The sequence below is a fragment of the Chryseobacterium sp. MA9 genome, assembly GCF_024399315.1.
In the GTDB taxonomy this organism is placed as follows: Bacteria; Bacteroidota; Bacteroidia; order Flavobacteriales; family Weeksellaceae; genus Chryseobacterium.
In genome coordinates this window covers 1,957,949-1,984,641 of the sequence record NZ_CP075170.1, presented here as the reverse complement: position 1 = coordinate 1,984,641, position 26,693 = coordinate 1,957,949, and the positions used below count along the sequence as shown (strand labels likewise).

Genomic DNA, 26,693 nt, shown 5'->3' with positions numbered 1-26,693 from the left:
CCAGCTTCCATCCTCCAGCTCCTCTCGAATGGTTTCTTTTTAGTATTTTTGTCTAATATAAAAAAGAATGCCCCTTTACCGAGATTTTTCAGATGATAATGCCACTATCCTTGTTTGGAAGTATGATGAAAGTGAAGAACTTGATATTCATAAACTTCTGGAACCGGAAAATGCTGAAAAGGTAAAAGATTACCATCCTAAAAAATTATTGGAAGTCCTGATGGTACGTAAGCTACTGAAAGGATTAAAGCCTGATTCTAAAATTTTATATAAAGAAAGAGAGCCTTTTCTTTCTCCCAACGATGCGGAAATTTCCATTACGCATTCTTTTCCCTTTGCTGCCATTGCCATTTCTAAAAATAAAATAGGGATTGACGTCGAAAAGTTCAATCCTAAGATTTTAAGGGTGATTGATAAATTTACCTATGAGAATGAGCGCGGTTTTATTCCGGAAGATAAAGCCGATACTTATTATACAATTATATGGAGTGTAAAGGAAAGTATGTACAAAATTCACCACTCAAAATATTGGTCTTTAAAGAAAAACTATGAAGTGAAACCTTTTGAGCTGAAGCATCTTCATAAAATAAGCTGCCGTGTCTATGACGATCAGTTTTCAGATGAATTTAAGGCCAGGGTAGAGTTTTTCGACGACTACTGCTTTACGATTGTGGAGGAGTAGGATCTGTTTCGTTTTTGTATTTCTCGATTACTTTTCTCTGTTCTTTTGCAACATCATAGATCAGTTCCAGGATATCGTGGATGTTTTTAAGTTCCGTTAAATGGGATATTTTATCAGGATCTCTTCTGTCTACGATGTCATTTTCCTCAATCTCAGTTTTTCTTTTCAGAAGCATATCTTCAATGGAAGAATCTTCCGGCTCAAGACGGCTTTCCATTTTCAAGGTTTCGCTGATGTCATTCCCGTTGAGAAGGGTAGAGGTTTGCTGCATTTCAGCTTCAATTTTTCGGCTCCAGCTTTCAGCATCTATTTCAGGATATTGTTCATTATTCTTGGAATATTGAGAAAGAGAAGCGGTATACGCTGTGATCAGGTGTGATGTCGCTACAAACTGGTGAACAACTTCTAGTTTTTTCTGCTGATTTTTAGGATCCGAAATCATTCTCTGGAAATTGTCGGAAAGGTTGGCCAAAGAAATGATCGCATTTTTTCGCTTTACCTTATAATCTTCAAGGTCAAAATTTCCCTGTAAGAATTTGGAAATCACACTTTGGAAATAGATAAGGTTGTCTGCAGCAGACTTCTTCATCAGATCCAGGTTTTGTGTATGTTCCCAAACCGGCAGTACAATATAGGATACCGCAAAAGCAATGATTCCGGCAATCGCTGTATCAAATATTCTGTCTTTAAAAATAATATTGACTTTCCCCGGATTCAAAAAATTAAAACTCAGGAAAACATAGATCGTCATAAATAATACTGCCCAGAAATACCGCCCTTTCAAGAAGCTGAAACACATGATCATGCTGATAAGCAGAATAGCGAATAAAACGCTATTAATATGAACAAAATATAGGATAGCATAAGCTATAGTGGCCCCTGCGATCGTTCCATAGAGACGGAGAAGGTTTCTCTGTTTCGTGATGGAGTAAGCCGGTTTTAAAATGGCAGTAATGGTAATTAATATCCAATACGTATGTCCCAATCCCAGAAGATCAAACATCGAGAAAATATACCCCAGCAGCAAAGCGGTTGTAATTCTTATCGCATGGCGGAAATGGGAAGAGGATAACGAAATATTATTCCTTAAAACCTTAGCATTGAGTTTGGGCTCATTAGGCATAAATTTTTTCAGGTCTAATCCTGTGGATAAACTCTTTGCCAGTTTTATATTCTGAGAAAATACTTTATAGATCTCGTTGATTTCTTTCGTGATTTCATAGATACGCATCAGGATCTGGCGCAGGATCATGAAATTTTCCAGATTATCAGAAGAAAGCTGCTTGTTTCTGAGTTCGAAATAATTATAATTAAGATTCTTTAATTCCAGTTCCAGATTGACCATCGGCTTTGCTCTGGTACCACTTTGCAGCGCGATTCCGATATTGGTAATCTCTTCTGCCAAAAGATTGAGATAATCATGGATATTAACAAGGATCATACTGTCCTCAAAACTCTGTTGAAGCTTCTGATAATCACTTTCAGAGGTCATCAGCTTCTCATGAAGGTCCATAGAGTTCAGGAACATTAGCATCAATAAACGGCTGGTTGTTGTAGATTCATTGACGATAGTTCTTGTTTTGAAAACAGTTTCTCTGGTATCTTCCTGCAGGTTTTTTATTTCAATCTGCTTGGCAATCACCTGAGTGGTCAGTTTATTAAAATCCGGATTCTTCTGATAATAATTAGCTTTAATCTTTAAAAATTCGGCCAACTGAAGGTAGTTTTCCCCAATCATCTGGCTTGCCAGTTTATAAGGACGAATGGTTGTTACAATAAGGAAGATGAGCAAAAACCATATGCAGCCGGAAGCAAAGATAAGCAGGCTTTTAAAAATATTGCTTCCTGTAAGATGACCGTCAATAAAGATGGCGAGTACAACGAGGGATAGCGAACCTACTGCCGCTAATCTCTGACCGTAAACTCCAATCAGGGAGAAAAACATCCCAAATACAATGACTTCCAGAAGTACCAGTACTTTGATATTCATCACAAGACTGGCGATGAGTGCAACAAACACAAAACAGAATATCGCAAAAGTAAGGGCATTCCTTCTTCTGATGAAAGGGCCTGGCTGATCTGTAAGAGCTACAAAGCTGGTTCCGAGAGGAAAAAGAAAATATTCCTTCAGAATTCCGAAGTGGGCGAGGACTAAACAAGGCAGAACAGTAGCTAATGTAATTCTGATAGCAGAATATACATACTGACTGGTTACAAATTTTTTTAATTCTGCCGAATAGTTCATACTACAAAAATAGTTATTGAATTTAAGAAAATTACCATAAATAAAGAGACTTTTATAAACTTAAATATTATATTTATTTTAAGTGAGCTGCTTTGTTATTTAAAATAAACTGAGAAGCGAAGTAGATTGATAATTCATACTACATTACTTGATCATTTTTAGCACAACACCTAACAAATCTTGTTCCATGAATTCTTACCTTAGCTTATATCAAGTTTAAATAATTGTTTTATGAAGATCATCAGTAAGAATATATTTGCCATTTTGTTTTCTTTTGTCATTTTAAGCTGTAGTTCACAGAACAAAAACATTTTTAAGGCAAAGAAAATTTATGAATCAAAAGATCTGGTTATCACACAGATTTCTGAAAACTCTTTTATACATACTTCCTTTAAACAGACGAATGATTTTGGAAATGTACCGTGTAATGGACTCATTGTAAGAGATAATAATGAAACTATTATTTTTGATACGCCCACTAATGACAAAGGCTCAGAAGAACTGATACAATGGATTAATGAAAAACTTCATGCTAAAATCAATGCAGTGATTCCGACTCATTTTCATGATGATAGTTTAGGAGGATTGCTCCCATTTCATAAAAAGAATATCCCTTCTTATTCCTATGCTAAAACAATAGAATTAGCCAAAGAAAATAATTTTGTTATTCCTGAAAACAGTTTTAATGATTCTGTAGTTTTGAAAATAGGAAATAAAGATGTTATTGCAAAGTATTTTGGAGAAGGTCATACAAGAGACAATGCTGTTGGATATTTCCCAAGTGAAAATATTCTGTTTGGAGGTTGTTTGTTGAAGGAGCTTGAGGCAGGTAAAGGATATTTAGGAGATGCAAATGTCTCTGCGTGGTCAAATACCGTTGAAAAAGTTAAAAAAGAATATCCCAACGTGAAAATTGTAGTTCCGGGGCATGGAGATTATGGAGACGGGAGACTTCTTGATTATACCATTACATTATTTAAAGGTCAATAGTGAATTTTTGTTTCGCAAAGTGCATGGTTGTAGTATGTAAAAGAAATTGACAAGTGAAGCGGATTGAAGATTCACAATTGCCACAAAAAAAGCCTCATGTAAAATGAGGCTTTTTATATAGCTGTAGCTTTTTTTAACGATCGTTATTGGATGTCTCTTCTCCGATGTTCCAGGTAAGACCGAAACGAAGTGTATTATCCAATGCACTGTTGATTTTAGACATGTTGATCAGGTAAGAAAGATCCAGTCCGAAAGAACGGTATCTTAAACCAACACCCGCTGTAGCAAACTGTCTTGCTCCCTGCTCTTCACTTTCATGGAAGTAACCTCCTCTTACAGAAAATGCATTGTCATAAGAATATTCTAAAGCACCACTGTACATGATACTGTTTTTGTTTTTGAAAGATTTTCCAATACCAGCCATTGGTCCTACATTCGGGATTTGATAAATAGGCTGTCTTGTATTGGGATCAATTCCTGCATATTCAGATCCAGGAACCAAAAGTTTTGAACCTTCCACAGAGATTCCAACTCTGTTCATATCATCCAGGTACATGTCATATCCAACCCCTAATCTTGCCATTGTAGGAAGATAAGATCTTGACTCTTCATTTCCTGTATAATCCAGTTTTGGACCTACGTTCTGAATAGCTAAACCTGCATTCACTTTACCATCATATCCTCCGATACTGGAGAATCTTGGCGAGGTATAGTATGCTGAAACGTCTACTGCAAAACTGTTAGCCGCTTTAAGTGTAGTGTCTGTATTGAATCCTCCGGCTAAGTCTGAACGGATAAATCTACCGGTAACAGCACCAGAGAATGAATCGGAAAGTTTCAAAGCATAAGCAACGTCAATAGAGAATTCGTTTGGTTTTGATGTACCCATTGATGCAATTTCTGTACCTACCAGCTGAGTCAGGTCTACCTGTCCCATGTTGAAATAATAGATACTTGCAGAGATAGTAGATCTCTCTTCCTGCCCCAGAAACTTATGGAACGAAGCATATAATAAGAATACATCATTGGTAAGTTTTCCCATATAAGGCGTATAGTTAAGACCTACGGAAGAACTTGTTCTGCTGAAAGGATATTTAGCCGCATTCCAGAATTGTGAAAATGCATCCGGAGAGGTTACCACCCCTTGGTCTCCCATACCTCCTGATCTCGCATCAGGCGCAATTCTTAGGAAAGGAGCTCCGGTAAGAACTGGGTTTACTTTACCTAAATCTTGCGAATAGCCTAAAAAACCAGCACTCAAACCAAATCCTAAAAGCAGTTTAGTAGTTAAATTCATATGTTGTCTTTTATATATTATCAGTTTTTTATTAATATTATTGTCTATGTATTATTTAATTATTTCAAAAGTACCATTTTTTCTACAGCTGTAGCACTTCCTTTGCATTTTTCTTGATTTTGACTTTTTGCAAATATCTTAAAAATATACGTACCTTTTGCTACTGTTGACCCAAAATCATCTCTTCCGTCCCATTCTATTGCCTGACGAGGGGTTCTAAAGCCCTGTAGGAACGGTTCTGCGACTACCGGTTGTGATAAAGTTCTTACCAATCTTCCGGTTATTGTATAAATTTGTACGTTCACATCCAGAATATCATCACAATTGTGTTCAAACTGAATATAGGTTTTATTCGTAAATGGATTTGGCCAGTTCAGCGGACGGTTGATCGTCAGGTGTTGGTCAGATTCATCTTTAACTTCAAAATTTAACGTAGCAGATGTAGAATTATTGTTTATATCCCAAACTTTAAATGTCAATTGGTGTTGTCCAATCGCTAAATTTCTGAAAGGATAGGTTACATTTCCTTTTTGGTAGTCGGCAAGACTTGGATTTAAACATCCATTTCCTTCTCCGGCAGAGTAAAAGTCATTTAAAACAACAGTATTGATAATCTGCCCGTCCAGATACGTCGTAATATCGTGACCTACCCCTGAACCTGTGGAGTTGATTCCTGTGTCATCTGTAAGACAGGCAAGAAGCATTGGATTCTGGTTGGTAATTCCACCATCCGCAAAGTTGGTGTTATTCATATACAGTTTTACTTTTGGAGGCTGGCTGTCATTGATTCCATTAGGGTTGATATCACCTACCTGTACTGCCTGATTGTTGAAAACATCCGTTGCCTTGTTGTCTGCATAGGCTAGAATTCTTCCCTGGCCCACCGCATAGTTGATGTCTTTAGGAACATAGAATTCTGCAGTGAATACTCCGTTTACAGCGGTTCCGGCAGCTTTTACAATAGCACTTCCTTCCTCTGTATAATCTAAAACCGGAGATAAAACACCCGTATTATTTAATGTTTTCTTATTTAGTCTCTTATCAAAAATATTAATGCTGACTCTCCCGTTGAAGGTGTTGTTCAATGTTCCGTTCGGATTATTGATGTGTCCTTTTATTTTTACAAAATCCAAACCTCTGATCAGTCCAGGAACCGGAGTTTCAATGTTATCAATGGTAAGAAGTCTTTGCGGTCTGCTTAATTTCATAGCAGGGTCACCCAGGAAGTTTACCTTTAAATGGTTATTGTTTGGTCCCTTCTGCTTTTTAGCCAGTAAATGTGCATTTCCTAACGAATTGAAATCGTCACTGGTTAGTTTAAAAATATTCTGGGTAAATGTATTGGTGAAATCACGCCCGTAATCTACACCAATAGCACGGCTGGAAGTAATCATTGCTGATGCACCTCCCTGTTTCATTTTGATAAACTGTTCTCCTACAGAATTGGTTGCAGGCTCATCCCATAACGTAAATTCACATGTGATGGTAGAAACAAACGGAAATCTGCTGTATACATTTGAAAAGTTATTCGCATTCTGAACCTCAGTAGTTGTTAATACTCTTTCCTGTGCCCAGCCGTTAATTCCTCCGTGTCCGAAATAAAACAGATATAAACTGTTTCCGATAGCATTGGAGATAGCCTGATTTACCTGTGGATATCTTCGTCCTCCAGATGTACTCTGAGCGGTGAAGGCATCCATGTATAATTTTTTAACATTATATTCTTTCAGTTCAAGCTGGTTAGGCTGTTCAAATATAGTAGCAAGACTGTTGTCCATTACATTGTGGAAAGGACTTCCTCCTTCGTTATTATCATCCACAACAAAATCAAGTCGCATACGCCAGTCTCCGAAAGGGGTTGACTGCCCCTGAAGAGAGTTGTAATAAGCCAGCGTTTTATTAATCATATCTCCGGCTTCGCTCACATTTGCAGCCGGAATTCTACCCACAGGCAGATCCGGTAAATTGTTTTCAATTAATAATGTGGTCTGCGGCTTGGTCATTGCAATATAATCATCCGTTACAAATGAAGATACGTAATCTGAAGACTGCTCACTCTGGTAGCTGGCAACAACGTTTGTATTATTGGGAACTCTGTTTTTATAATCAAATGAAGCATCCCCCAGAATAAATACATATTGAAGTCTGCCAAGAGGAGTATTGAGCTTGCTGACGAAATCTCTTACAGCTGTAAGATCTTTACTTCCACTGCCAAATTCTTCATAGATTTTATTGACGTCTACAATTTCTACTTTATAATTATGAGCGGTCTGATGATAGTTGGCAAGTCTCTGAGCTTGGCCCATCATTTCAGGAACAGTCAGAATCAAATAATCTATATTTTGTAAAGCAGAAAGATTCTGATTGGAAATTCTTCCTACAAACTGCGGACTGAAAGCAGCATCAGCACGGAAAGCTACAAACTCATTATTGAAATTCTGATCAGCAGCTGTATAAGCAAAGTTGAAAGAACCGGCTCCGGCTTTATTCACTCTTCGGTTGGCATTGGTAATATCCGTTACATCCCATACCTGTTCTATATTAGCAGCATTGGTGATGCTGAATCCGTAATCTGTATTGCTTCCACTTACAATTGAATAATCCCTGAAGTTCATCTGTGAGCCATTGAAAGCAAGATTTTCTTTGTACTGAACTTCCACATAATCAAAATAGAAAGTTCCGTTAGGGTTTTTAGAAATATCAGGATTCAAAACCATTGTAATCTGATTTCCGGTAAGATTGGTAAGCGTTCCGGAATAGGTTACAGGGTAGAAGGTATACTGGTAAGATGAAGTATCTGTAGGGATCGTTTGAAGTGGATGCGGATTTAAATTATTGATCTTAAAATCAATTGTATTCTGTTGTGAATTATACGCTACCACCTGAGTTCTGTATCGTATAACATCACCAGCCTGTATTGGCGAGTTGGTAGAAAATGTCAATGTTTTTTCATTGCTGAAAGGAGTGTCCTCCACCCATGTTCTGCCTACTTTCAACAAGTTTTTCTGATCCTTGTTGATCACCTGGTAATTGTCATATCTTGTAATCAGCTGGGCAGGAAGGTTCCCGTCAACAGTTGGAACTCTTTTCCCGGAACCTTTGTCAAAGTTGATATAGTAATAAGAAAAATCTTCATATATATTTTTTACATTATTACTTCTTTCGCTGAATCGGGTATCTTTTCTTTTAAAACCATTTCCATTGGCTGTATCATAAAGGTTATAGCCATCAGGACCCTGAGCGTAGAAAAGAGCATAATCATTATCGTTCCATACCCCGTCATCTTCACCTACTACCTGAATGGCATTCTCCTGTAAAGCTCCATATCGTGCATCCTGGTTATATTCAGGAAGCAATACTCCTCCGTTTCCATAAATTCTGAAATTTTTAGGATTTACAGAGGCTGGATTGATTCCGTTATCTTTTAAAAACTGTGATGTAATTTTGAATACGCCGGACTTGTCTACTTTTATTTTGTAAAAGTTGCCACTGGATAATGGGTTGGAAGTTGTTCCTATTTTATTAACAGTCCCTGTTGTATTTACAAATGAGGAGGCTTCTGAAACATTAAACGAAGATAATCTCTGAACACGGCCTTTTACATTTTTAAACAAAGCAACACTGATGCTGGCATAGCTGTCTCCATCTAAATTATAATAGGAAACATCTGCTACATCATAATCAGGAAGTCTTCCTTTATCCAACTCAAATAAATCCTGAGCAGGAACGCTTTCCCAGACAAGGTCTGAAATTTTCAGCTGCTTTTCTCCGATTTTTTGCTTGGTTACTATAAAAACATTATTTTGGCTGAAAGAAAAACCCTCATTTTTAAAATTAGGAAGATTTAATTTTGTATCGCCAAAATCCTGAATTTTTGAACCATTCCATTCTATGGTGTTTCTTTGGGCGTAAAGTGTTGATGCAAAAGCGATTAAAGATAAAAGCGTAATTTTTCGTTTCATGTTTACTATTGAAATTGCTAAATTACAAAATAAATGAAAATTTTAGAATTAAATTGCGATACAATAAAATTAAATTGTTAACGTTTTTCAAAAAAATCAAATGTTTACTTGATTTATTGAATAATTTATTTTTTCTTTGTACTTTGAAAATATTTATATCGACTATGAAAAAACTAAAGTTGTTTTCATTAATAGCATTAAGTTCTACACTTGCATTAACCAGCTGTGGCGGATCGGGAACCAGCAAAGGTGGCGGTACCAAAAAATTTGTCAGTAAAACAGGTTGGAAACCAAACGAAAAACAAGGTTGGTTTTTTGCAGGAAAGCAACAAAAGCAGAAGGGGTGGCCTGGAATGGTATATGTAGAAGGTGGAACTTTTACAATGGGATTAGTGAAAGATGATGTTATGCACGATTGGAATAACACACCTCGCAGAATGCAGGTAAGTTCATTCTTTATCGGAGAAACAGAAATTACTAACTACGAATACCGCGAATACCTTACATGGTTGAAGTATGTATTCCCACCAAGTGATCCTAGTTTTAAGGAAATCTATAACGGTGCTTTACCGGATACCTTATTATGGGACAACAAATTAGCAAGAAACGATTATAATGAAACGTATCTGCGTTCTCCGGAATTTGATTACTATCCGGTGGTAGGAGTTTCCTGGACTCAGGCAAACAGATACTGTGAGTGGCTGACAGACAGAGCGAATGAAAAAGCTTTGATGCAGTCTGGTATTATTGCCAAAGATTTGTATATCAACGAATCTAACAACCAGGGAGGAACTGCATTCAACATGGATAAATTCAAATCGAATGATCCTGAAATGCAAGGATATATCAATGAAAAAAGAATGCAGCAAAAAACTGGTATGAAAACCACAAACCAGAGATTGCTTGCGGCTAACAGAGCTCCAAATTCTGCAATGGTACAGAAGTTCAGACTTCCTACCGAAGTTGAATGGGAATACGCAGCTCTTGGGATGGCAAAAACCAGAGAATATAACCAATACCTAGGTAAAAAACCTGAAATCGAAAGATTAAGAGGTACCAAAGGAAGAGACAGAGGAATGTTCCTTGAAAACTTCAAAATGGGTAAAGGTGACTATTCTGGGATCTCAGGATGGAAGAATGATGGTTCTGCACAGACTTCTGATGTAAGAAAGTATCCTTCTAACGATCTTGGTGTATATGGTATGTTCGGGAACGTTTCAGAATGGACTGCGGATGTTTACAGACCAATCATTGATGAAGATTACAGCGATTTCAACTACTATAGAGGAAACATGCCTCAGGCTATCGTAAGAAACGGTGACGGAACTTATAAAATGATCGACGAAGGTACTATCAAATATGATACTTTAGCTGACGGAAGATTAGTTTATAAAGGACTTCCTGGACAATTTGAAAGACAAACTATCGCTGATTACAGAAACTACAGAGATGGTGACAGACAGTCTTCTTTAGAATATTACAGAGCTTCTGATTCTGCTGCAGGATTCGATATGTACAATGCTCCTAAGCAAAGCTTTGTTGTAGATGGAGCTGGTAGAGTGAAGTTACAAAAAGATACTAAAGACAGAACTTCAGGAATTTCTAACGAGGTTAGAGTTGTAAAAGGAGGTTCTTGGCAGGATACAGCATATTGGCTGGATCCGGGACAAAGAAGATATAAAAATCAAAACAGAGCTTATGGTTGGGTAGGATTCCGTGTTGCACAGGATTCAAGAACTAACGATAAGGGTAGAACTAGAAGATAATATTTATCAAAAAATACTTATAAAAAACCTTCCGAACTTTCGGAAGGTTTTTTTATTTTTGGATCATGAAATCGCACCGGTTAAAAAGTCTAAAATACTCATATAGATTTGGCGATTGCGTGTGACCTCTTTTAAAAAAAAATATATATTTCCACATGAATATAGAACAGTTTTATCCTTTATTTCTGCAGGCTGCAAAAGTGACTATTGATAGCAGAAAAATAGCAGAGAATGATATTTTCTTTGCCTTTTCCGGTGAGAATTTCAATGCAGCTACATTGGCGGAAAAAGCCATAGATGATGGAGCTTTGGCCGTAATTGTTGAACTTCCGGAATTCGAAAACAGAGATAAAAATATTTTCTATGTTCCGTCTACCCTTGAGTTTTTACAGCAGCTGTCTATCTATCACAGAAGTAAACTTACCATTCCTTTTATCGGGCTTACAGGAAGTAATGGGAAGACGACTACCAAAGAATTGATTCATGCTGTTCTTTCAGAAAAATACCATGTGCAGTATACATTTGGAAATCTGAATAACCACATCGGAGTTCCTTTAACAATCCTTTCCATTAAACCGGAACATGAAATGGCCGTGATTGAAATGGGAGCTAATCATCAGAAAGAAATTGAATTCCTGTGTACCATTGCTCAACCTGATTTTGGATATATAACCAATTTTGGGAAAGCCCATTTAGAAGGATTCGGAGGTTTTGAAGGTGTGATTAAAGGAAAGTCTGAGCTTTATGACTATCTTAAAAACAATAACAGAACTATTCTTGTTAATGAAAATGATCCTATCCAGACTGAGAAAACTGAAAACTATTCACCTAAGATTACTTTTGGAAAAGTGACATCAGATTACAATTTTGAATCTTTTTCCGCAGAACATTTTGTAGGATTGACATATCAGGGAGTAAAAGCAGTTTCAAAACTGACTGGGGAATATAATTTTACTAATCTTTGTGCAGCGGCAAGCCTGGGGCTTCATTTCGGAATCAGTTTTGAAAAAATAAAACATGCTCTGGAATTGTATACACCTACCAATATGAGATCACAGGTTGTAAAAAAAGAGGAGAGGACTCTGGTTCTGGATACTTATAATGCAAACCCAAGCTCTATGACGGCTTCGTTGAATAACTTTATCAGTTTTGAAGGCAGTAAAACCATTATTATCGGAGATATGCTGGAATTGGGTGATGAAAGTGAGAAAGAACATCAGAACATCTTAAAACTGGCTCAGGATCTTAATTTCAATGAAATTATCACTGTAGGAAAACATTTTAAAGAGGTTAATTCTTCAGATCTTGCTTTTGAAAATACAGCAGCACTAATAGAATATTTAAAACAGAACAAAATTCAATCTGAAAATATATTATTGAAAGGTTCCAGGGGAATTGCTCTTGAGAAGCTGATCGATTTTGTGTAATATAGGAAGAAAGCTGGAGGCTAGGAGAGGGAAGTTCCTGATGGCAGACAAAGAATCATTCTCTTTTTTATTCAACTTTACAAATTTTCATTGTTAAATGATCACCGAAAGAAGCTGATTGGCCGGATAGTAACTTCCAGCTTCACTCTTCTTCCAACTTCCAGCCTTAGCCAATTATTTCTTCGAATCCCAGAATTCCTGTACGATCAATATAATATTTTTGAAGGTACTTGGGAAAACTTCATGCTCAATTTCTGATATCGTTTTCCAGGCAACTTCAGTAATGCCTTCTTCTATTTGCGGCTTGGAACTATCTTCTCCGTCAAAGTTCATTTCAAACCAATGGGTACATTTTAGGATTTTCTCTCCATTTCTTTCTATATAGATATGGTAGGTGGTATTGATGAATTTTACGAGTTCAACATCACTCAGGCCGGTTTCTTCTTCTATTTCCCGTACCGCAGACTCCTCTCTGGATTCTCCTTTTTCCATTTTACCCTTCGGAAGATCCCATTTGCCGAGTCTTTTAATAAAAAGAACTTTCCCTTCAGGGTTACTAACAAGGCCTCCCGCTGCTTCTATGATCCTGAAAAGCTTTTGAAATTCCTGCCATATTTCATCCAAATTCTCTCCATATACGTTAAGTTCCTGCACAGAAGTATTCTCCAGAAGATCCAAAGCGATCTCTAAAGTTGTATGATTTTCATATCCAAGCTTTTTTTCCAGCTCTTCCGGATGCTTAGATATCAATAATTTTTTTTCGTTGACAAAAACTTTATACATTTGTAATAGTTAAGAATTTAAATACAAAAATAAAAAATGAATTTAGAAGGACGAAAGATTATTGTCAATAAATCATCTAAAGAACTTACCGAGTTGCTGAAATCACCTGAAAATTACAAAGATTTTATGCCGGATGGTCTTCAAAAATTTGAAACAAGAGATAACGGATTTAAATTCGGATTACAGGGAATGCCGGAAATTGCGTTAAAAATAGATGAAGTGGATGACCAAAAGGCTGTTTTAAGATCCGCAAGTTCAAGTTTGGACTTCACCTTAACGGCAACCTTAAACCCGATTAATGACAACCAGACTGAAGTTCAGATGTTATTTGAGGGGAAATTTAACCCATTCATCAAAATGATGGTAGAAAAACCATTACAGAACTTTATCAATACGCTTACCGATAAAATCGAAGCCTATAAATAATAAAAAAACCTTCATTTGAAGGTTTTTTTATTTTGATGTGGTACTTATTTTATACTATGACTCCTGAACAGTGGTCAGAAGAACTTCCTGTAGCAGAAGAAAGCACGTTCACTTCATTATTTATCTTTAAAACTCCCATAAAAGCGAAGATAAGAGCTTCCTTATAATCGATAATCTCTTTTTTAGGGATAATCACTTCAGCTTGTGTTTTTGATCTTATTTTTTCAATTAAGAATAAATTGTAAGCACCTCCTCCGGTGATAAGAATGTCTTTTATATTATTTTTATTGATAACATTGGCGATCTGCTGGGCGGTATGCTCTGTAAAAGTTGCCAGGGCATCTAAGATTTCAATATTTTTAAGAGCTGGAAATATATGTTCATGGCACCATTCAATTCCCAAAGATTTTGGATGTGAATTCTGGTAGAAATCTAAAGCATTAAGATCGTTCAGTAAAGCTTCATTGATTTTTCCTTTTTGAGCAAGCTCTCCGTTTTCATCAAAACTTTTGTTGATGTGTTGGGCCAGATGATTCAATACAATATTAACCGGGGCTATATCAAACGCAATTCTTTTTCCGTCTGACTGTAAAGAAATATTGGAAAATCCGCCAAGGTTTAAGCAGGCGTTGTATTCTGAAAAAAGTAATTCATCACCTATAGGAACCAATGGGGCTCCATTTCCTTTCATCAGGACATCCTGACTTCTGAAATCATAGATAACGGGTAATCCGGTTTCCAGTTTTATTGCTCTGCCATCACCTATCTGAAGTGTAAATTTTCGCTTAGGCTGATGGAAAATTGTATGACCATGAGATGCAATCAGACTGATATTTTCGAGCTGATGCTTATGAATGAATTCTTTAACCTGCCGACCAAGGTAAAAACCATATTCTGAATTCAGTTCCAGTAAATCTTCAGCAGAAAGATGAATGGAGCGTCTAAGTTTATTTTCCCAATCCTCAGCATAGGGGATTGTTTCGGCTTTCAGGATTTGAAAAGACCATTTGTCTTGTTTTTCAAATTCTGCAAGACAGATATCCAAACCGTCCAGACTTGTCCCGGACATAAGTCCAATAGCCAGAGCTTTCATTATTTTTTGGATTATTTTTTATTCTCAGAAATTCTCTTTGAACTGAAATCTCCTGAGTTGTTATAGAAAGTATATTCTGAAAAATCATCTTTTGCAGTCATCCCATTGGCCCCTACCAGTGTAGAGCCGTCTTCCATGGTCACATATACTGTATCTTTAGTATAGATTCTGTTCTTTCTTTGATCCCAATAAATACTCTGCATTGCAAATCTCTGCCCTTCATTGGTTTTTATTCTTACGTCACCTTTGGCTTCGTAGAATTTTTTATATTCAAAAATACGGGCGTATTTAGCTGTAATCCTTCCCGGAACTTTAGGTTTCTTTTTATCAAAAAACTCAATGTCAATTCCTTTTCTGGCTACTACATAAGGGCTGTCAATCAGCTCATACTTTTCAATGATGGGTGCTTTGGCTTTTAAAGTGACAAAGCCGGAATCACGCTGTATAATATTGGCGTTGTTGATAATCTGTGAAGGGAAATTTTTGCTTTGGCTGCCATTTCTTTTGGTAAGATCTTCTTCACAGGATGTCAATATAAAAAATATAGCACAACTAAAAAGGCATGCTATATTTTTATATGATATTTTTTTTGAAAAATTCATTCTAGTTATAAAGAGTCTTTCTGAACCATTTATCAGCAAAATTAAAGCCGATTTTCAGGTTAATGAAATTCTGGTTGATCAGATTGTTTTTAAGAGTTCCTCTTTTACCTACTTCCAGACCTATTTCAAGACCACTCATTCTTGTGATACTACTTGTTTTGAATGGAAGCATTACGCCGGCAGAAATACCGAATTTGTTGATGCTTGTCCCTTCCAGTTTAAGGTTTCCTCTTTCATAGAAAGCTCCATATCTGTAGATTACCCTTGAAAAATAGTTTCTGAAGTTATTATAGTTAGGAAGGTACCATCCACCGGCAGAAACTCTGTAAGTATCCTGAAAGTCGAAAGTTTTACCAAAATAAGAGATATCTTCTCCTTTTTTATAATCCACCTGTCCTGATAGGAACCAATGGTTTTCACTTCCATATCCAACCCCTACGGATGCCTGTAATGGAAGAAGGTTTTTAGATTTTGTTTCCTGCTGCTCTATGATTGTTTCATATACCTTAGTGGTTTCCTGAGCATCAGCATATCTGTAGGTACTGTTGATATACTCAGTAGTCATATTACTGGTGTTGCCAAAAGTAGCAGTAGCTCCCACTGTGAACTTCTTATCAGTACGGGTATTTAAAGTCTGATAGCTTGTACCAAGTGTAAAATTAAAGTTTCTGACTCTGTTTTTAGTTTGATAACCATTAACATATTCACCAGCATAACTGCCTGTAGCAGGGTTGTATGCACGGAATTCATTCAGGTCATTAAGGTCACCAAAATAAAGATTAGCTCTTGCTCCCACAGAAAGTTCCTGATTAATTTTATAAGAAACTGCAACCTGTGCCGCATTCAGCGTTCCGCTTCCTTTAAAGTTATTTTTATACATTGGAGTTCCATCTGCAGCGAATTGTTCATTTACGATATCGTAACTTTTAGAACTGTATGGCTGATAAGAGATCCCCATTTTTACTTTTGGAGATAACGGAAATGCAAGCGAAATATTGGAAAGATACGTAGAATGCTTTGTAGATTTCATATCGTTATAGTTCGATTTGAAATAATTGTTTTCATTGGTAGCTTCCAGCCTGATACTCGTAAGTTCAAAATTGGCGTTATTTGCTGGGTTGGCAAAATTGAAACTACTGGTAAAATCACTTATAAAAGCAGTTGATATACCTCCCATAGAAGTAGTCTCGATCGTATTATCATATTTCACATCCCCAATTCCATAAGTTGCATAAGGAGAGTTACTTAAACTCTGTGCATTAAGAAAATATCCAACTGATATGAATGATACTACAAAGATTTTTTTCATTCTTTATTTTTAAAATAATGCGCAAATATCTTAAATATTAATGAATTGTAAAAATTATATGTGGTTAAAGTTTGTTAAGGGCTTTTCTTTAAAAGAAAAATGCATTTTTTCTGTAATAAAAATATCAATTCTGTTTTACAAAAAAGACTGTCCTATGATGAACAGTCTTGGTTTTATATGAAGTATATCTTGTTATTATTTTACCTGAAGAACAGAACGGCTGTGGCTAAAACATTCAAAGCTGAATTTCCCATGATATTTACCCATTCCTGAAGTTCCTACTCCTCCAAAGGGTAAATAATGTGAACCCACGTGGATAATGGCACTGTTGATTTCAGCATCTCCGCTTGTGGTATGGTTCAAAACATAATCAGCCAAGTTCTGATCTTCTGTGAAAACGTATAGTGCTAAAGGTTTTGGACGGTTATTGATTTCCTCCAAAGCTTCTTCAATATCATTATACGTCATAATAGGAAGGATAGGGCCGAAGATCTCCTGTTGCATTACCTGATCATTCCAGGTGATATTATCCATTAAAGTAGCTTCAAAATGACGCGTTTCAAGATCATAATTTCCTCCGTAGATCACTTTTTCCGGAGATGCTTCCAAATAACCTGCAAGATGTTTAATTTGATTTTGGCTCACAATTTTCCCGATTTTTCCTAATGACTGACCGTCATAAGTGGTGTTTAAATGAGCTTTAAACTTTTCAATAAATTCATCTTTTATAGATTCATGAATATAAATATAGTCCGGAGCAACACATGTTTGCCCGCAATTAATCCATTTTCCGTAAGATATTCTTGCTACTGCTTTATCCAGATCTGCATCTTTATGAATAATCGTTGGTGATTTTCCTCCAAGCTCCAGAGTCACCGGAATTAATTGTTCTGCAGCGGCTTTCATGGCAATTTTGCCAACGTTTGGACTTCCTGTAAAGAAAATATAATCAAAAGACAGGCTTAATAGTAAGGTATTTTCCTCAATAGCTCCCTGAACAACTGATACATAAGATTCATCAAAAGATTCTTTTACAATATCTTCAAGAACCTGGGCAACATGCGGTGTATTTTCAGATGGTTTTATGATGGCAGTGTTTCCTGAGATTAAAGCGCCGATAAGAGGACTGAATGTTAATTGAACAGGGTAGTTGAAAGGTCCGATAATATAAGTAACTCCATATGGCTGATAGGTTATTTTACTTTGAACTTCAGCTCCCGATGGATGTGGTTTTGAAGGTACAGATGTAGGTTTTGCCCATTCATCAATATTTTCCAGTAAGTAATCCAGCTCACTGATGACAATTTGAATTTCCACATACTCTGCTTCCTTTCTGCTTTTCCCCAGGTCAATAGATAAAGCTTCACAAAGATCATCCGTATGATGTAAAAAAACTTCACGGAATTTTCTTAATTGTGCTTTTCTGAATTCAATATCTTTTGTTTGATTGGTTTTGAAAAAGGCTTTCTGCTGTTGAAATATTCCTTTGATTTTTTGCTCCAGGTTTGTATCCATTGGTTTAAGATTTAATATTTGAAATTGGTGTGAAATAGTAATGAATTTACGAAAAATTTCACTCCGTAAATTTATTGCTTAAAATTAAATTGTGTAAAATTAAATTTTAAGTTTTATTCTAATTGTTCTATTGATATTTCCTATAATAGAATAGGAATGTTACTCTTTTGAAATTTGGAATCTATAGTTTTATACATTTTAAGCAGACTTAATTTTATAAATTGAAATAAGATTTTTTATCTTTGAAACATGAATTGGGAGAACATCGCCGGACAGACGAATCTGAAAAAACTTCTTAGAGAAAGCATTGCCGAAAACAGAGTGAGCCATGCCCAACTTTTTGTAGGAAAAGAGGGATACGGAACATTACCCATGGTTTTGGCCTATGCAAAAGAGATTCTAAATCGTGAAAATGAACATGCTGCGGCGAAAGTAGAACATCTCAATCACCTGGATCTGCATTTCAGCTTTCCTGTTTTTACAGACAATAGAAACTCTTTAAGCAAGAATAAATTTGATGAATTCAGAGAAATGATCATGGCTTCTCCTTATGCAAGTTATGATGACTGGACCGCTTTTTTAGAGTCTGAAAACAAACAGCTGTTTATTTCAGCAGATGAAATTGATGACCAGAACCAGAAGTTTTCTTTAAAAAGCTTTGAAGGGGGAACCAAAATCCTTATTGTCTGGAGGGCTGATAAAATGAATATTGCGGCTTCAAACAAATTTTTGAAATTTTTAGAAGAACCACCCGCAAAAACAATTATCCTTCTTACTGCAGAAAGCACTAATGATATTCTTCCTACCATTCTTTCCAGAACACAGATTGTAGAAATCCCTAGAATACATGATGAAGATATTGAAAACTATCTCAAAAAAAACTTTTCTGTTTCAGAGGAAAAAGTGAAAGAAATTGTTCATGAAGCGCAGGGAGATCTTAATGATGCTGTAAAGCTGCTGAATTCCGGAGATAAAACCAATGAATTTGAAAAGCTCTTCGTGCAGTGGGTGAGAGATGCCTTTATGGTAAAAAAGAAACCCGAGTATCTAAGAAGTATCATTCTTTGGGCCAGAGAAATTGCAGGATGGAATAGAGAAAAGCAGAAAAACTTCCTGAACTACTGTTCGGAAATCTTTAGGCTTGCATTACTTCAGAATTATCAGTCCGAGAATCTGGTATATAAAAAGATAGATGCAAACGGATTCAACTGGACAGGATTTTCAAAATTCATCAGCGGAGCCAATATTGAGAGTATCTTAGAAGAAATCAATGCAGCCGATCTGCATCTGACCCGAAACGGTAATCCTAAAATTGTATGGACAGATCTGGGTATAAAACTATCAAGATATATTCACAAAAGCACATAAAGAAAACTCCGGTAGCAGTACCGGAGTTTTTATTTTTCATTTTTTTCAAAGTTCAAAATTTTTTAAGCAATAAAAGGATTTATTACAGAGCATTATCAGAACTTTAAATAAATCTTGTCATTACTGAGGGTTCTTGCTGGAAATAGTGGCTTTTTTATTAGTCTCGCACTGGATTATAGAGATCGTCTTTTGTTTACAATAAATTAAATCTATATTAAAAATCAATCAATCGTTTGATTTTATATAAAACTTGTGTAAATTTGCGCCCTGAAAAATGAACACTAGCATGATTTCAAAAGAAGAAAATATATTATTCGCGGCCGAGAAGCTCTTTGCAGAAAAGGGGTTTGAAGGAACTTCCACCCGGGAAATTGCAAAGGAGGCTAATGTAAATATCTCTATGATCTCATATTATTTTGGCTCTAAGGAAAAACTTTATGAGAAATTAGTGGAATACAGAATGAATGAAGGTCAGTTTTTTTCAAAAGATCTTTTGGGACGAACCGATATCAACGAATGGCAGAAAATAGAAAAAGTAATTGATCAGTTTTCTAACAAGATCCGTACTCAAAAATGCTTTTACAGGATTATGCAGAGAGAGCAGCTGCACACTCAGAATCCTCAGATTGTAGAATTTTTGAAGCAAATCAAAATGGGATTTCTTTCTATGTATTCACAAATATTGGACAGCGGTCTTAAAAATGGAATTTTCACAAAAAAACCACCTATTTATCTGCTTCATTCCACAGTAAGCGGAACTTTATTTTATGCATTCAACGCGAAAGAAATGTATAAAGAATTCCTGAATGAAACAGAAGATGAGGAAGCTTTTGATGAAAGATACTATACAGAACTTAATAAACATATTAAATACTTACTAAAAGACCTTTTAGGTTATGAAGAGAATAAATAACTCAGTGATTGCATTATCACTATTCGTAGGAATAGCAAATGCAAATGCTCAGGAGAAAAAAACACTTTCTCTTGACGAAGCTGTACAGTTGGGAATCCAGAACAGCAAGAATCTCAAGATCGATGCAGCCAAGATCGAAGAGGCTACAGCTGATCTTTTGGAAGCTAAAAACAGACAGCTACCAGAATTGAAAGTATCAGGAAGCTATATGTACCTTCCGATAAAGCCCAATGTAGATATCAAACTTCCAGGTGTTTCAGGAGCAGGAGGTCCCGAAGTACATCAGGTGCTTTACGGTTCAGCTAATCTTAGTGTTCCGATCTACAGCGGCGGCCGAATTAAATATGGTATTCAGTCGGCTAAATATTTGGTAGAAGCTTCTAAATTAAGTACTGAGAATGATAAAATTGCCATTGCTTATAACGTGGCTCAGGCTTATAATAATTTGTTTAAAGCTAACCAGTCAATCAAAGTTTTTGAAGAAAACCTTGCTGCTTCTCAAAAAAGAGATGAGACTTTCCTTAAAATGGAGAACAATGGTCTGATCGCGAGAAATGACAGATTAAAAGCAAACCTTCAGACTTCGAATATCGAACTTCAGTTATTGGAAGCTAAGAACAACTACAATATTGCCAACATCAATATGGATTTGTTATTAGGCATTCCTGAGACTACAGAGTTAGAAGTGGATGAGAATTATATTGAAGAAGGTTCAGATGTGAAACCGGTTGATTTTTATGTCACTGAAGCCAGAGAAAACCGTAAAGATTTACAGGCTTTAGCACAACAGAGAAAAGCGGCAGAGTTGGGATCAAAAGCTGCAAAAGCGGAAAATCTTCCTTCTATTGCATTTACCGGAGGTTATGTAGCGGCAGATATTCCTAAGTTTCTTACTATATATAATGCAGTCAATGTAGGAATTGGGATTTCTTATAATTTATCCAACTTATGGAAAGAAAATTCTTCATTAAGACAGTCAAAAGCGAGAGAAAAACAGCTTGCAGCTACAGATGAATTACTGAATGACAATATTAAGCTTGATGTGAACAGAGAATATCAAAACACAGACTATTCAAAAAAGAGAATTGCTGTTTTCGAAAAATCTGCTGAGCAGGCTAATGAAAATTACAGAATTACAAAAAATAAATACGATAACGGTCTTGCAACCATGACAGAATTACTGGATGCAGACGCAGCTCAGATCGCAGCAAACGTAGGTGTGATCAATGCTAAGGCAGATGCAGCACTGGCATACAGAAAACTATTACAGACAACAGGAACTTTAACAATTAAATAATCAGATCGAAACCAAAATGGAAAATAATAATACACAGGCAGCTGAACCTAAAAAGAAAAAAAGCTTAGTTTTTCCTATCATTTTAGCGGCAGTCGTAATCGGAGGAGGAATCTATGGTTACAGAGCCTTTACTTACGGACAGTATCATGAAGAGACTGACGATGCTCAGATCGCTTCCAATATGGCACCAGTAATTTCTAAAATCTCAGGATATGTAGCTCAGGTAAAAGTAAAAGACAACCAGTTTGTAAAGAAAGGAGATACTTTGGTGATTTTGGATAACAGAGATCAGAAAATGGCCCTTGATCAAGCTCAGGCAGCATTATCTACCGCTAAAAGTAATATTTCAAACGCTGAAGCTACTACTACAGCGACTTCTAAAAACATCGGTTCTTCAGAAGCGGCAGTAGTAACTGCCAATGCTCAGATAGAAGCGGCAAAAGTAAACGTTTGGAAAACTTCTCAGGATTTGAAGAGATATGCTAATCTTGTAAAAGATCATTCTATTACAGAACAACAGTATGAGCAGGCTTTAGCTGCAAAACAATCTGCAGACAGACAATTACAGGTTTTAGTTGACCAGAGAAATCAAATTGCTCAGCAGACTCATATTGCTTCTTCTCAGACAGCAGCAAGCTCACAACAAATCAGTGTTGCAGGATCTGTTGCTAAACAAAGAGAAGTAGATGTAGAAAATGCAAAATTGAATTTATCCTATACTGTAATTCTTGCACCCGAAGACGGATATGTAGGAAAAGTACCTACACAGGCAGGCCAGTATCTGCAGGCGGGGGCTCAGTTGTTTGCTTTGGTTAAAAACGACCAGAAATGGGTAGTGGCCAACTATAAGGAAACACAGGTAGACAAAATGGTAGAAGGACAGAAAGTGAAAATTGAGATTGATGCTTTCCCTGACCAGGAATTTGAAGGAGTGGTAAGCTCATTCTCTCCGGCTACAGGAGCTACTTTCTCCATTCTTCCTCCGGATAATGCAAGTGGTAACTTCGTAAAAGTAGTTCAGAGACTTCCTGTAAAAATCGATTTTGTAAATCTTGATAAGAATATTGCCAAAAGATTGAGAACAGGAATGAACGTGAAGGCAGAAGTTGCTTTGAAATAACATTTAAAATTGTTAAAAGTCAATTAACTTCGTTGTCAATAGTGAATCAGCTTTGCTGTCAATTAAATAAAATGTTTTAAAATTCACTATTCACTTGCGAAGCAAAATTCACAATTGATTTTTTACATCGTAAAAAACTTATGCAAGATTCATTAGTAGAATATGGAGCCCGGAGAGTAATCATTACGATTACGGCTATCCTTTGTGCCCTTCTTGAAATTGTAGATTCCACGATTGTCAATGTTGCCTTGAATGAAATGAAGGGGAATCTTGGATCTACACTTTCCGAAGTGGGATGGGTAATTACAGCTTATGCCATTGGTAACGTAATTATAGTACCAATGACGAGCTGGCTTTCCCAGCAGTTTGGGCGTAGAAATTACTTTGCGGTATCCATCATTATATTTACCATATTTTCATTTTTATGTGGAAATGCGACCAATATCTGGGAACTCGTGTTCTTCAGATTGATGCAGGGAATCGGTGGGGGAGCCTTATTGGTAACTTCACAGACGATCATTACGGAATCTTATCCGATTGAAAAAAGAAGTATGGCTCAGGCTATTTATGGTCTGGGAGTAATCATCGGCCCTACATTAGGTCCGCCTCTTGGAGGATATATCGTTGATAACTTCAGCTGGCCGTATATTTTCTATATTAATATTCCAATTGGAATTGCTGCAACGCTGATGACACTTCAGTTTGTAAGAAGTCCGAAATATGCTGAGAAACGTAAGGTTTCGGATGTTGACTGGATTGGAATTGGTTTACTGGCAGTTACCGTGGGATCATTACAGTTCATCCTGGAAAGAGGACATGAAGAAGACTGGTTTGAAAGCGGAATGATCGTAGCCTTCACAGTAGCGGCAGTTTTAGGGTTTATACTATTCCTTTGGAGGGAACTTACCTTTAAATATCCAATTGTTGAGCTTAGGGTTCTTAAAAATAGTAATTTAAGAATCGGGACAATGATGTCATTTGTGCTTGGATTTGGGCTTTATGGCTCTACGTTCATCGTTCCTTTGTATACCCAGAGTATTTTGGGATGGACGGCACTTCAGTCAGGAGCATTGATGATTCCTGCTGCATTGACAACGGCCTTCATGATGCCTATTATTGGTAGATTACTGGCAAAAGGTGCGAAACAGCAGATCCTGGTTTCTTTAGGGTTGTTCATCTTCTTTGTCTATAGTTTCTGGGGATATAAAATTCTGACACCGGATACCAGTAAAGATGCATTTTTCTGGATGCTGATTGTAAGAGGAGCAGGTTTAGGGCTACTGTTTATTCCAATCACCTCTTTGTCTTTAAGTACACTGAAAGGGCAGGAGATTGGTCAGGGAGCAGCCTTTACCGGGATGATGAGACAGCTTGGGGGATCTTTCGGGATTGCAGCGATTACAACTTTTATTGCTAATGCCGGTCAGAAATACAGGAATAATCTGATTTCTCATCTTGACGAAAACAGTTTTGATGTACAGCAAAGACTGGCTGCCCTTAAAGCAAATTTTATTGCCAAAGGAATGACACCTGATGCAGCAATGAATGCAGCTTATAAAATGCTTGATTTGTCAGTAACCAAGCAGGCCACTGTACTCTCTTATATGGATGTATTTCTTTATCTCGGAATCATATTCCTGATATGTATTCCGTTTATCTTACTCGTAAAAGAAAGAAAGAGCAAAGAAAAAATAGATTTGAGTGAAGCCATGCACTAAATTTTAATTAAAAACCTTCGATATTTCCGAAGGTTTTTTTTTGTTCATTTCTACTGTAAAATAATATCAGACAATAACTTTCAGTTTTAATTTTGTTAAACAAAAAATAATATCACTTATTGGAGAGTTTAATTATTTTTTCTAGCTTTACATGAACAAATGAAAAAATATGAATAGATTCCCTCACCCCCCAAACCTTTTTCAAAAAGGAATTTTTTTGATAGAGTACCGGATTTTTATCTGAATATCAATTAATCGAGCGCTATCTTTTACTTTGTTTTTATATCCAATAAAGACAATGTTCTTATTTCCGAAAGCTTTATAAAATACTGTCTTTCGTTTCATTATTTAACTAAACCATGATCTCAACATACTTACAAAATATTAAATATGAATCAAATGAACCTGCCGGAAACCTATCTGGCATTATCAGACTTCAGAAAGCATGATATCTTTCTTCCTGAAATGAATCAGGCTCAGATTATCTCAGATTTTTTTCCCGGAACCTTTACAGAACTTACCCAGCGCCTGTCTGATATTACAGGAGCTTTTTACGGAGGAATGCTCAAGCAGATTGGCAGACTTTACGGAGCTGAAGCTATCGAGCAGCTTTCCAGTACTTTCATGTATGATCTCGGATCCAGAATGACACTGCGAAATCTTGAAACCAAACCTAATCTGCAGCCCGGTATTCCGGCTGTAGCCAAAATATTGATAGGAGCAATTTTTACATCCAGTCCCGAATATAATTTTGAATTTAAAGAATTAAATGAACACAAATGTGAACTGCTGATCAAAGGAGTAGACCGCTACCATAAAATCACACAGAGCCTGCAAATCGCTGGCCTGTTGAAATGGCCTGTCATAAAACCTTTTTTACAGGGAGTTTGCGATACCATGGGGCTGGATGTTTTACTTGAAATAAAAGTGCTGAAACTTGATCCGGACAGTTCATGCAGCTATCATATCGTTGTCTCAGAAAAATAGGATTCTTATAAGTTGTCTTGCTGATTTCACAGATTCTACAGATCTTATTGTAATGAATTTTTATCTCAAAATATTGATAAAAGCGGACTAAAGTCCGCTTTTATCATTATAAATTAAGAATTGGCTTTAGCCAAAACATAAAACCCGCACCCCGAATTCCGGACCTTGAATTTTAATCTATTTAATACTCTCAATCCACTCAATCCCACTTACATCAATCAGTTTCAGTGCATGAATTTCACTTTTCTGAAGAATATCATTAATATTCAAAGTAACATCAGCCTTTGCTCCCAGAGGAATGACCAAGCTGTGCTTTCCGGGTTTTACTTTGGTAACATAATGATTCTGTATATTTTCTTTAGACAATTCGGAAAGTTCTTTATGATCCAGTGCTTTTAAAATATTTCCGTTTTTGTCCAGAATATGGATACCTATCAGGAAAGAGCCATAAACATCGGCTCCTTCCGTTCTGTACACTTCAAATTTTAAATCCGAATTATTATGGGAAATATTAGAGATTTCAAGTTTCGGTTTTACCGATTTATTATGTAGGGTTCCCCATACACCTCCATGAAAATACTGATTGGTAAAAAGAGTCAAACTTAATATGATGAGTGAGCCTGCCAATACAAGAACTTTTGATTGTGAGACAGGAAAACTTCCCGAACCAAGCCACTGGAACCATCTTTTTTGAGAAAAACTTTTGTTACTCTTCATGAAATAATAATCCACTGAATAAGGACCGCTTCCGGTAAGAAACAGTACAAATCCACCTGCAATTCCTAAAACTCCTATCTGCCATTCATCAAGACAAGTTGTTCCCAGCCAGCCGGAACCCAAAAGAATCCCGAGGGCAAGACTGAAGATACCGATACTCATAAGCCGCGTAAATAACCCGAGAATAATGAATAATCCCACAATAGCTTCAATAATTGTGAAAATCATCATGGATCGCTGTAAAGCATCAGGATGGGTAACGAGATACTCAATAATAGGTTTTATGCCAAGTGCATTTGGTAAAAAATGATTGAATTTTTCCCCGATATATCCCTGTTCATCAGGAATAAGTTTATTTTCGAGGATAAGTCTGCGCCAGAAGGCTGAAAAGTACGTCCATCCGATTACCATTCGGAGAGATAAAGTATATAATCCGGCCAGATCCGAAGACTGGCTGTTTAGGGTATGTTTCATTG

Annotated in this window: 20 protein-coding genes; 11 read left to right on the top strand and 9 right to left on the bottom strand. The window is 36.5% G+C overall.

The annotated features are described in order from the left end of the window. The first annotated feature begins 67 nt into the window (after positions 1-67). Positions 68-682, top strand: a complete 615-nt coding sequence (locus tag KIK00_RS08935; protein WP_255816211.1) for a 4'-phosphopantetheinyl transferase family protein — start codon at positions 68-70, stop codon at positions 680-682. Here the strand turns inward: KIK00_RS08935 and KIK00_RS08930 are convergent. Further along, positions 663-2,927, bottom strand: coding sequence for an FUSC family membrane protein (locus tag KIK00_RS08930; protein WP_255816210.1), 2,265 nt, complete (start codon positions 2,925-2,927; stop codon positions 663-665). The two genes, KIK00_RS08935 and KIK00_RS08930, sit on opposite strands and share 20 nt — an antisense overlap. Positions 2,928-3,158: 231 nt before the next feature. On the opposite strand from KIK00_RS08930, the gene blaCHM reads away from it, so the two are divergent. Then, a complete protein-coding gene (gene blaCHM / locus KIK00_RS08925) occupies positions 3,159-3,917 on the top strand; it encodes a CHM family subclass B1 metallo-beta-lactamase (protein WP_255816209.1) in 759 nt (252 codons plus the stop codon). 133 nt (positions 3,918-4,050) lie between these two features. Here blaCHM and porV read toward each other — a convergent pair whose 3' ends face one another. Next, a complete protein-coding gene (porV, locus tag KIK00_RS08920) occupies positions 4,051-5,214 on the bottom strand; it encodes a type IX secretion system outer membrane channel protein PorV (protein ID WP_047378455.1) in 1,164 nt (387 codons plus the stop codon). Between the two features lie 59 nt (positions 5,215-5,273). Continuing rightward, entirely contained in the window at positions 5,274-9,176 is a 3,903-nt protein-coding gene (porU, locus tag KIK00_RS08915; RefSeq protein WP_255816208.1) for a type IX secretion system sortase PorU, read from the bottom strand. Positions 9,177-9,340: 164 nt separating this feature from the next. On the opposite strand from porU, the gene gldJ reads away from it, so the two are divergent. Further along, a complete protein-coding gene (gldJ, locus tag KIK00_RS08910; protein ID WP_223599342.1) occupies positions 9,341-10,942 on the top strand; it encodes a gliding motility lipoprotein GldJ in 1,602 nt (533 codons plus the stop codon). A gap of 155 nt (positions 10,943-11,097) precedes the next feature. Next, positions 11,098-12,369 carry a UDP-N-acetylmuramoyl-tripeptide--D-alanyl-D-alanine ligase gene (gene murF, locus KIK00_RS08905; RefSeq protein WP_255816207.1) on the top strand — a complete coding sequence of 424 codons (1,272 nt, stop codon included), beginning with the start codon at positions 11,098-11,100 and terminating at the stop codon, positions 12,367-12,369. 174 nt (positions 12,370-12,543) lie between these two features. On the opposite strand, the gene KIK00_RS08900 is transcribed toward murF, so the two are convergent. Further along, the gene (locus KIK00_RS08900; protein ID WP_255816206.1) at positions 12,544-13,152 is read right to left on the bottom strand and encodes an NUDIX hydrolase; all 609 of its coding nucleotides are present in this window, start codon (positions 13,150-13,152) and stop codon (positions 12,544-12,546) included. 36 nt (positions 13,153-13,188) lie between these two features. Here KIK00_RS08900 and KIK00_RS08895 point away from each other — a divergent pair, with 36 nt between their 5' ends. Then, positions 13,189-13,578, top strand: coding sequence for a hypothetical protein (locus tag KIK00_RS08895; RefSeq protein WP_047378450.1), 390 nt, complete (start codon positions 13,189-13,191; stop codon positions 13,576-13,578). A gap of 49 nt (positions 13,579-13,627) precedes the next feature. On the opposite strand, the gene KIK00_RS08890 is transcribed toward KIK00_RS08895, so the two are convergent. The 4 genes from KIK00_RS08890 to mdlD form a co-directional block, all read right to left on the bottom strand. Then, the gene (locus tag KIK00_RS08890) at positions 13,628-14,671 is read right to left on the bottom strand and encodes an anhydro-N-acetylmuramic acid kinase (protein ID WP_255816205.1); all 1,044 of its coding nucleotides are present in this window, start codon (positions 14,669-14,671) and stop codon (positions 13,628-13,630) included. Positions 14,672-14,682: 11 nt separating this feature from the next. After that, a complete protein-coding gene (lptC, locus tag KIK00_RS08885) occupies positions 14,683-15,273 on the bottom strand; it encodes an LPS export ABC transporter periplasmic protein LptC (protein ID WP_047421210.1) in 591 nt (196 codons plus the stop codon). A gap of 1 nt (position 15,274) precedes the next feature. Beyond that, a complete protein-coding gene (locus tag KIK00_RS08880; protein ID WP_255816204.1) occupies positions 15,275-16,582 on the bottom strand; it encodes a hypothetical protein in 1,308 nt (435 codons plus the stop codon). 195 nt (positions 16,583-16,777) lie between these two features. Beyond that, positions 16,778-18,097 (bottom strand): NAD(P)-dependent benzaldehyde dehydrogenase MdlD, encoded by a 1,320-nt coding sequence (gene mdlD, locus KIK00_RS08875; protein WP_255816203.1) that lies wholly within the window; start codon positions 18,095-18,097, stop codon positions 16,778-16,780. Between the two features lie 249 nt (positions 18,098-18,346). Here mdlD and KIK00_RS08870 point away from each other — a divergent pair, with 249 nt between their 5' ends. The 6 genes from KIK00_RS08870 to KIK00_RS08845 all read left to right on the top strand — a co-directional run bounded on the left by KIK00_RS08870 (position 18,347) and on the right by KIK00_RS08845 (position 25,500). Beyond that, the gene (locus tag KIK00_RS08870; protein WP_255816202.1) at positions 18,347-19,465 is read left to right on the top strand and encodes a DNA polymerase III subunit delta'; all 1,119 of its coding nucleotides are present in this window, start codon (positions 18,347-18,349) and stop codon (positions 19,463-19,465) included. 274 nt (positions 19,466-19,739) lie between these two features. Further along, the gene (locus KIK00_RS08865) at positions 19,740-20,378 is read left to right on the top strand and encodes a TetR/AcrR family transcriptional regulator (RefSeq protein WP_255816201.1); all 639 of its coding nucleotides are present in this window, start codon (positions 19,740-19,742) and stop codon (positions 20,376-20,378) included. After that, positions 20,362-21,675: a TolC family protein gene (locus tag KIK00_RS08860; protein ID WP_255816200.1), complete on the top strand. Its 1,314-nt coding sequence runs from the start codon at positions 20,362-20,364 to the stop codon at positions 21,673-21,675. Before KIK00_RS08865 ends, KIK00_RS08860 begins: the two co-directional genes overlap by 17 nt. A gap of 16 nt (positions 21,676-21,691) precedes the next feature. Then, positions 21,692-22,795: an HlyD family secretion protein gene (locus KIK00_RS08855; protein ID WP_047378441.1), complete on the top strand. Its 1,104-nt coding sequence runs from the start codon at positions 21,692-21,694 to the stop codon at positions 22,793-22,795. A gap of 140 nt (positions 22,796-22,935) precedes the next feature. After that, entirely contained in the window at positions 22,936-24,513 is a 1,578-nt protein-coding gene (locus KIK00_RS08850; protein WP_255816199.1) for a DHA2 family efflux MFS transporter permease subunit, read from the top strand. Between the two features lie 390 nt (positions 24,514-24,903). Next, a complete protein-coding gene (locus KIK00_RS08845; protein WP_255816198.1) occupies positions 24,904-25,500 on the top strand; it encodes a hypothetical protein in 597 nt (198 codons plus the stop codon). A 177-nt stretch (positions 25,501-25,677) separates the two neighbouring features. Here the strand turns inward: KIK00_RS08845 and KIK00_RS08840 are convergent, their stop codons facing one another. After that, positions 25,678-26,691: a TQO small subunit DoxD gene (locus tag KIK00_RS08840; protein WP_255816197.1), complete on the bottom strand. Its 1,014-nt coding sequence runs from the start codon at positions 26,689-26,691 to the stop codon at positions 25,678-25,680. Between the last annotated feature and the right edge of the window lie 2 nt (positions 26,692-26,693).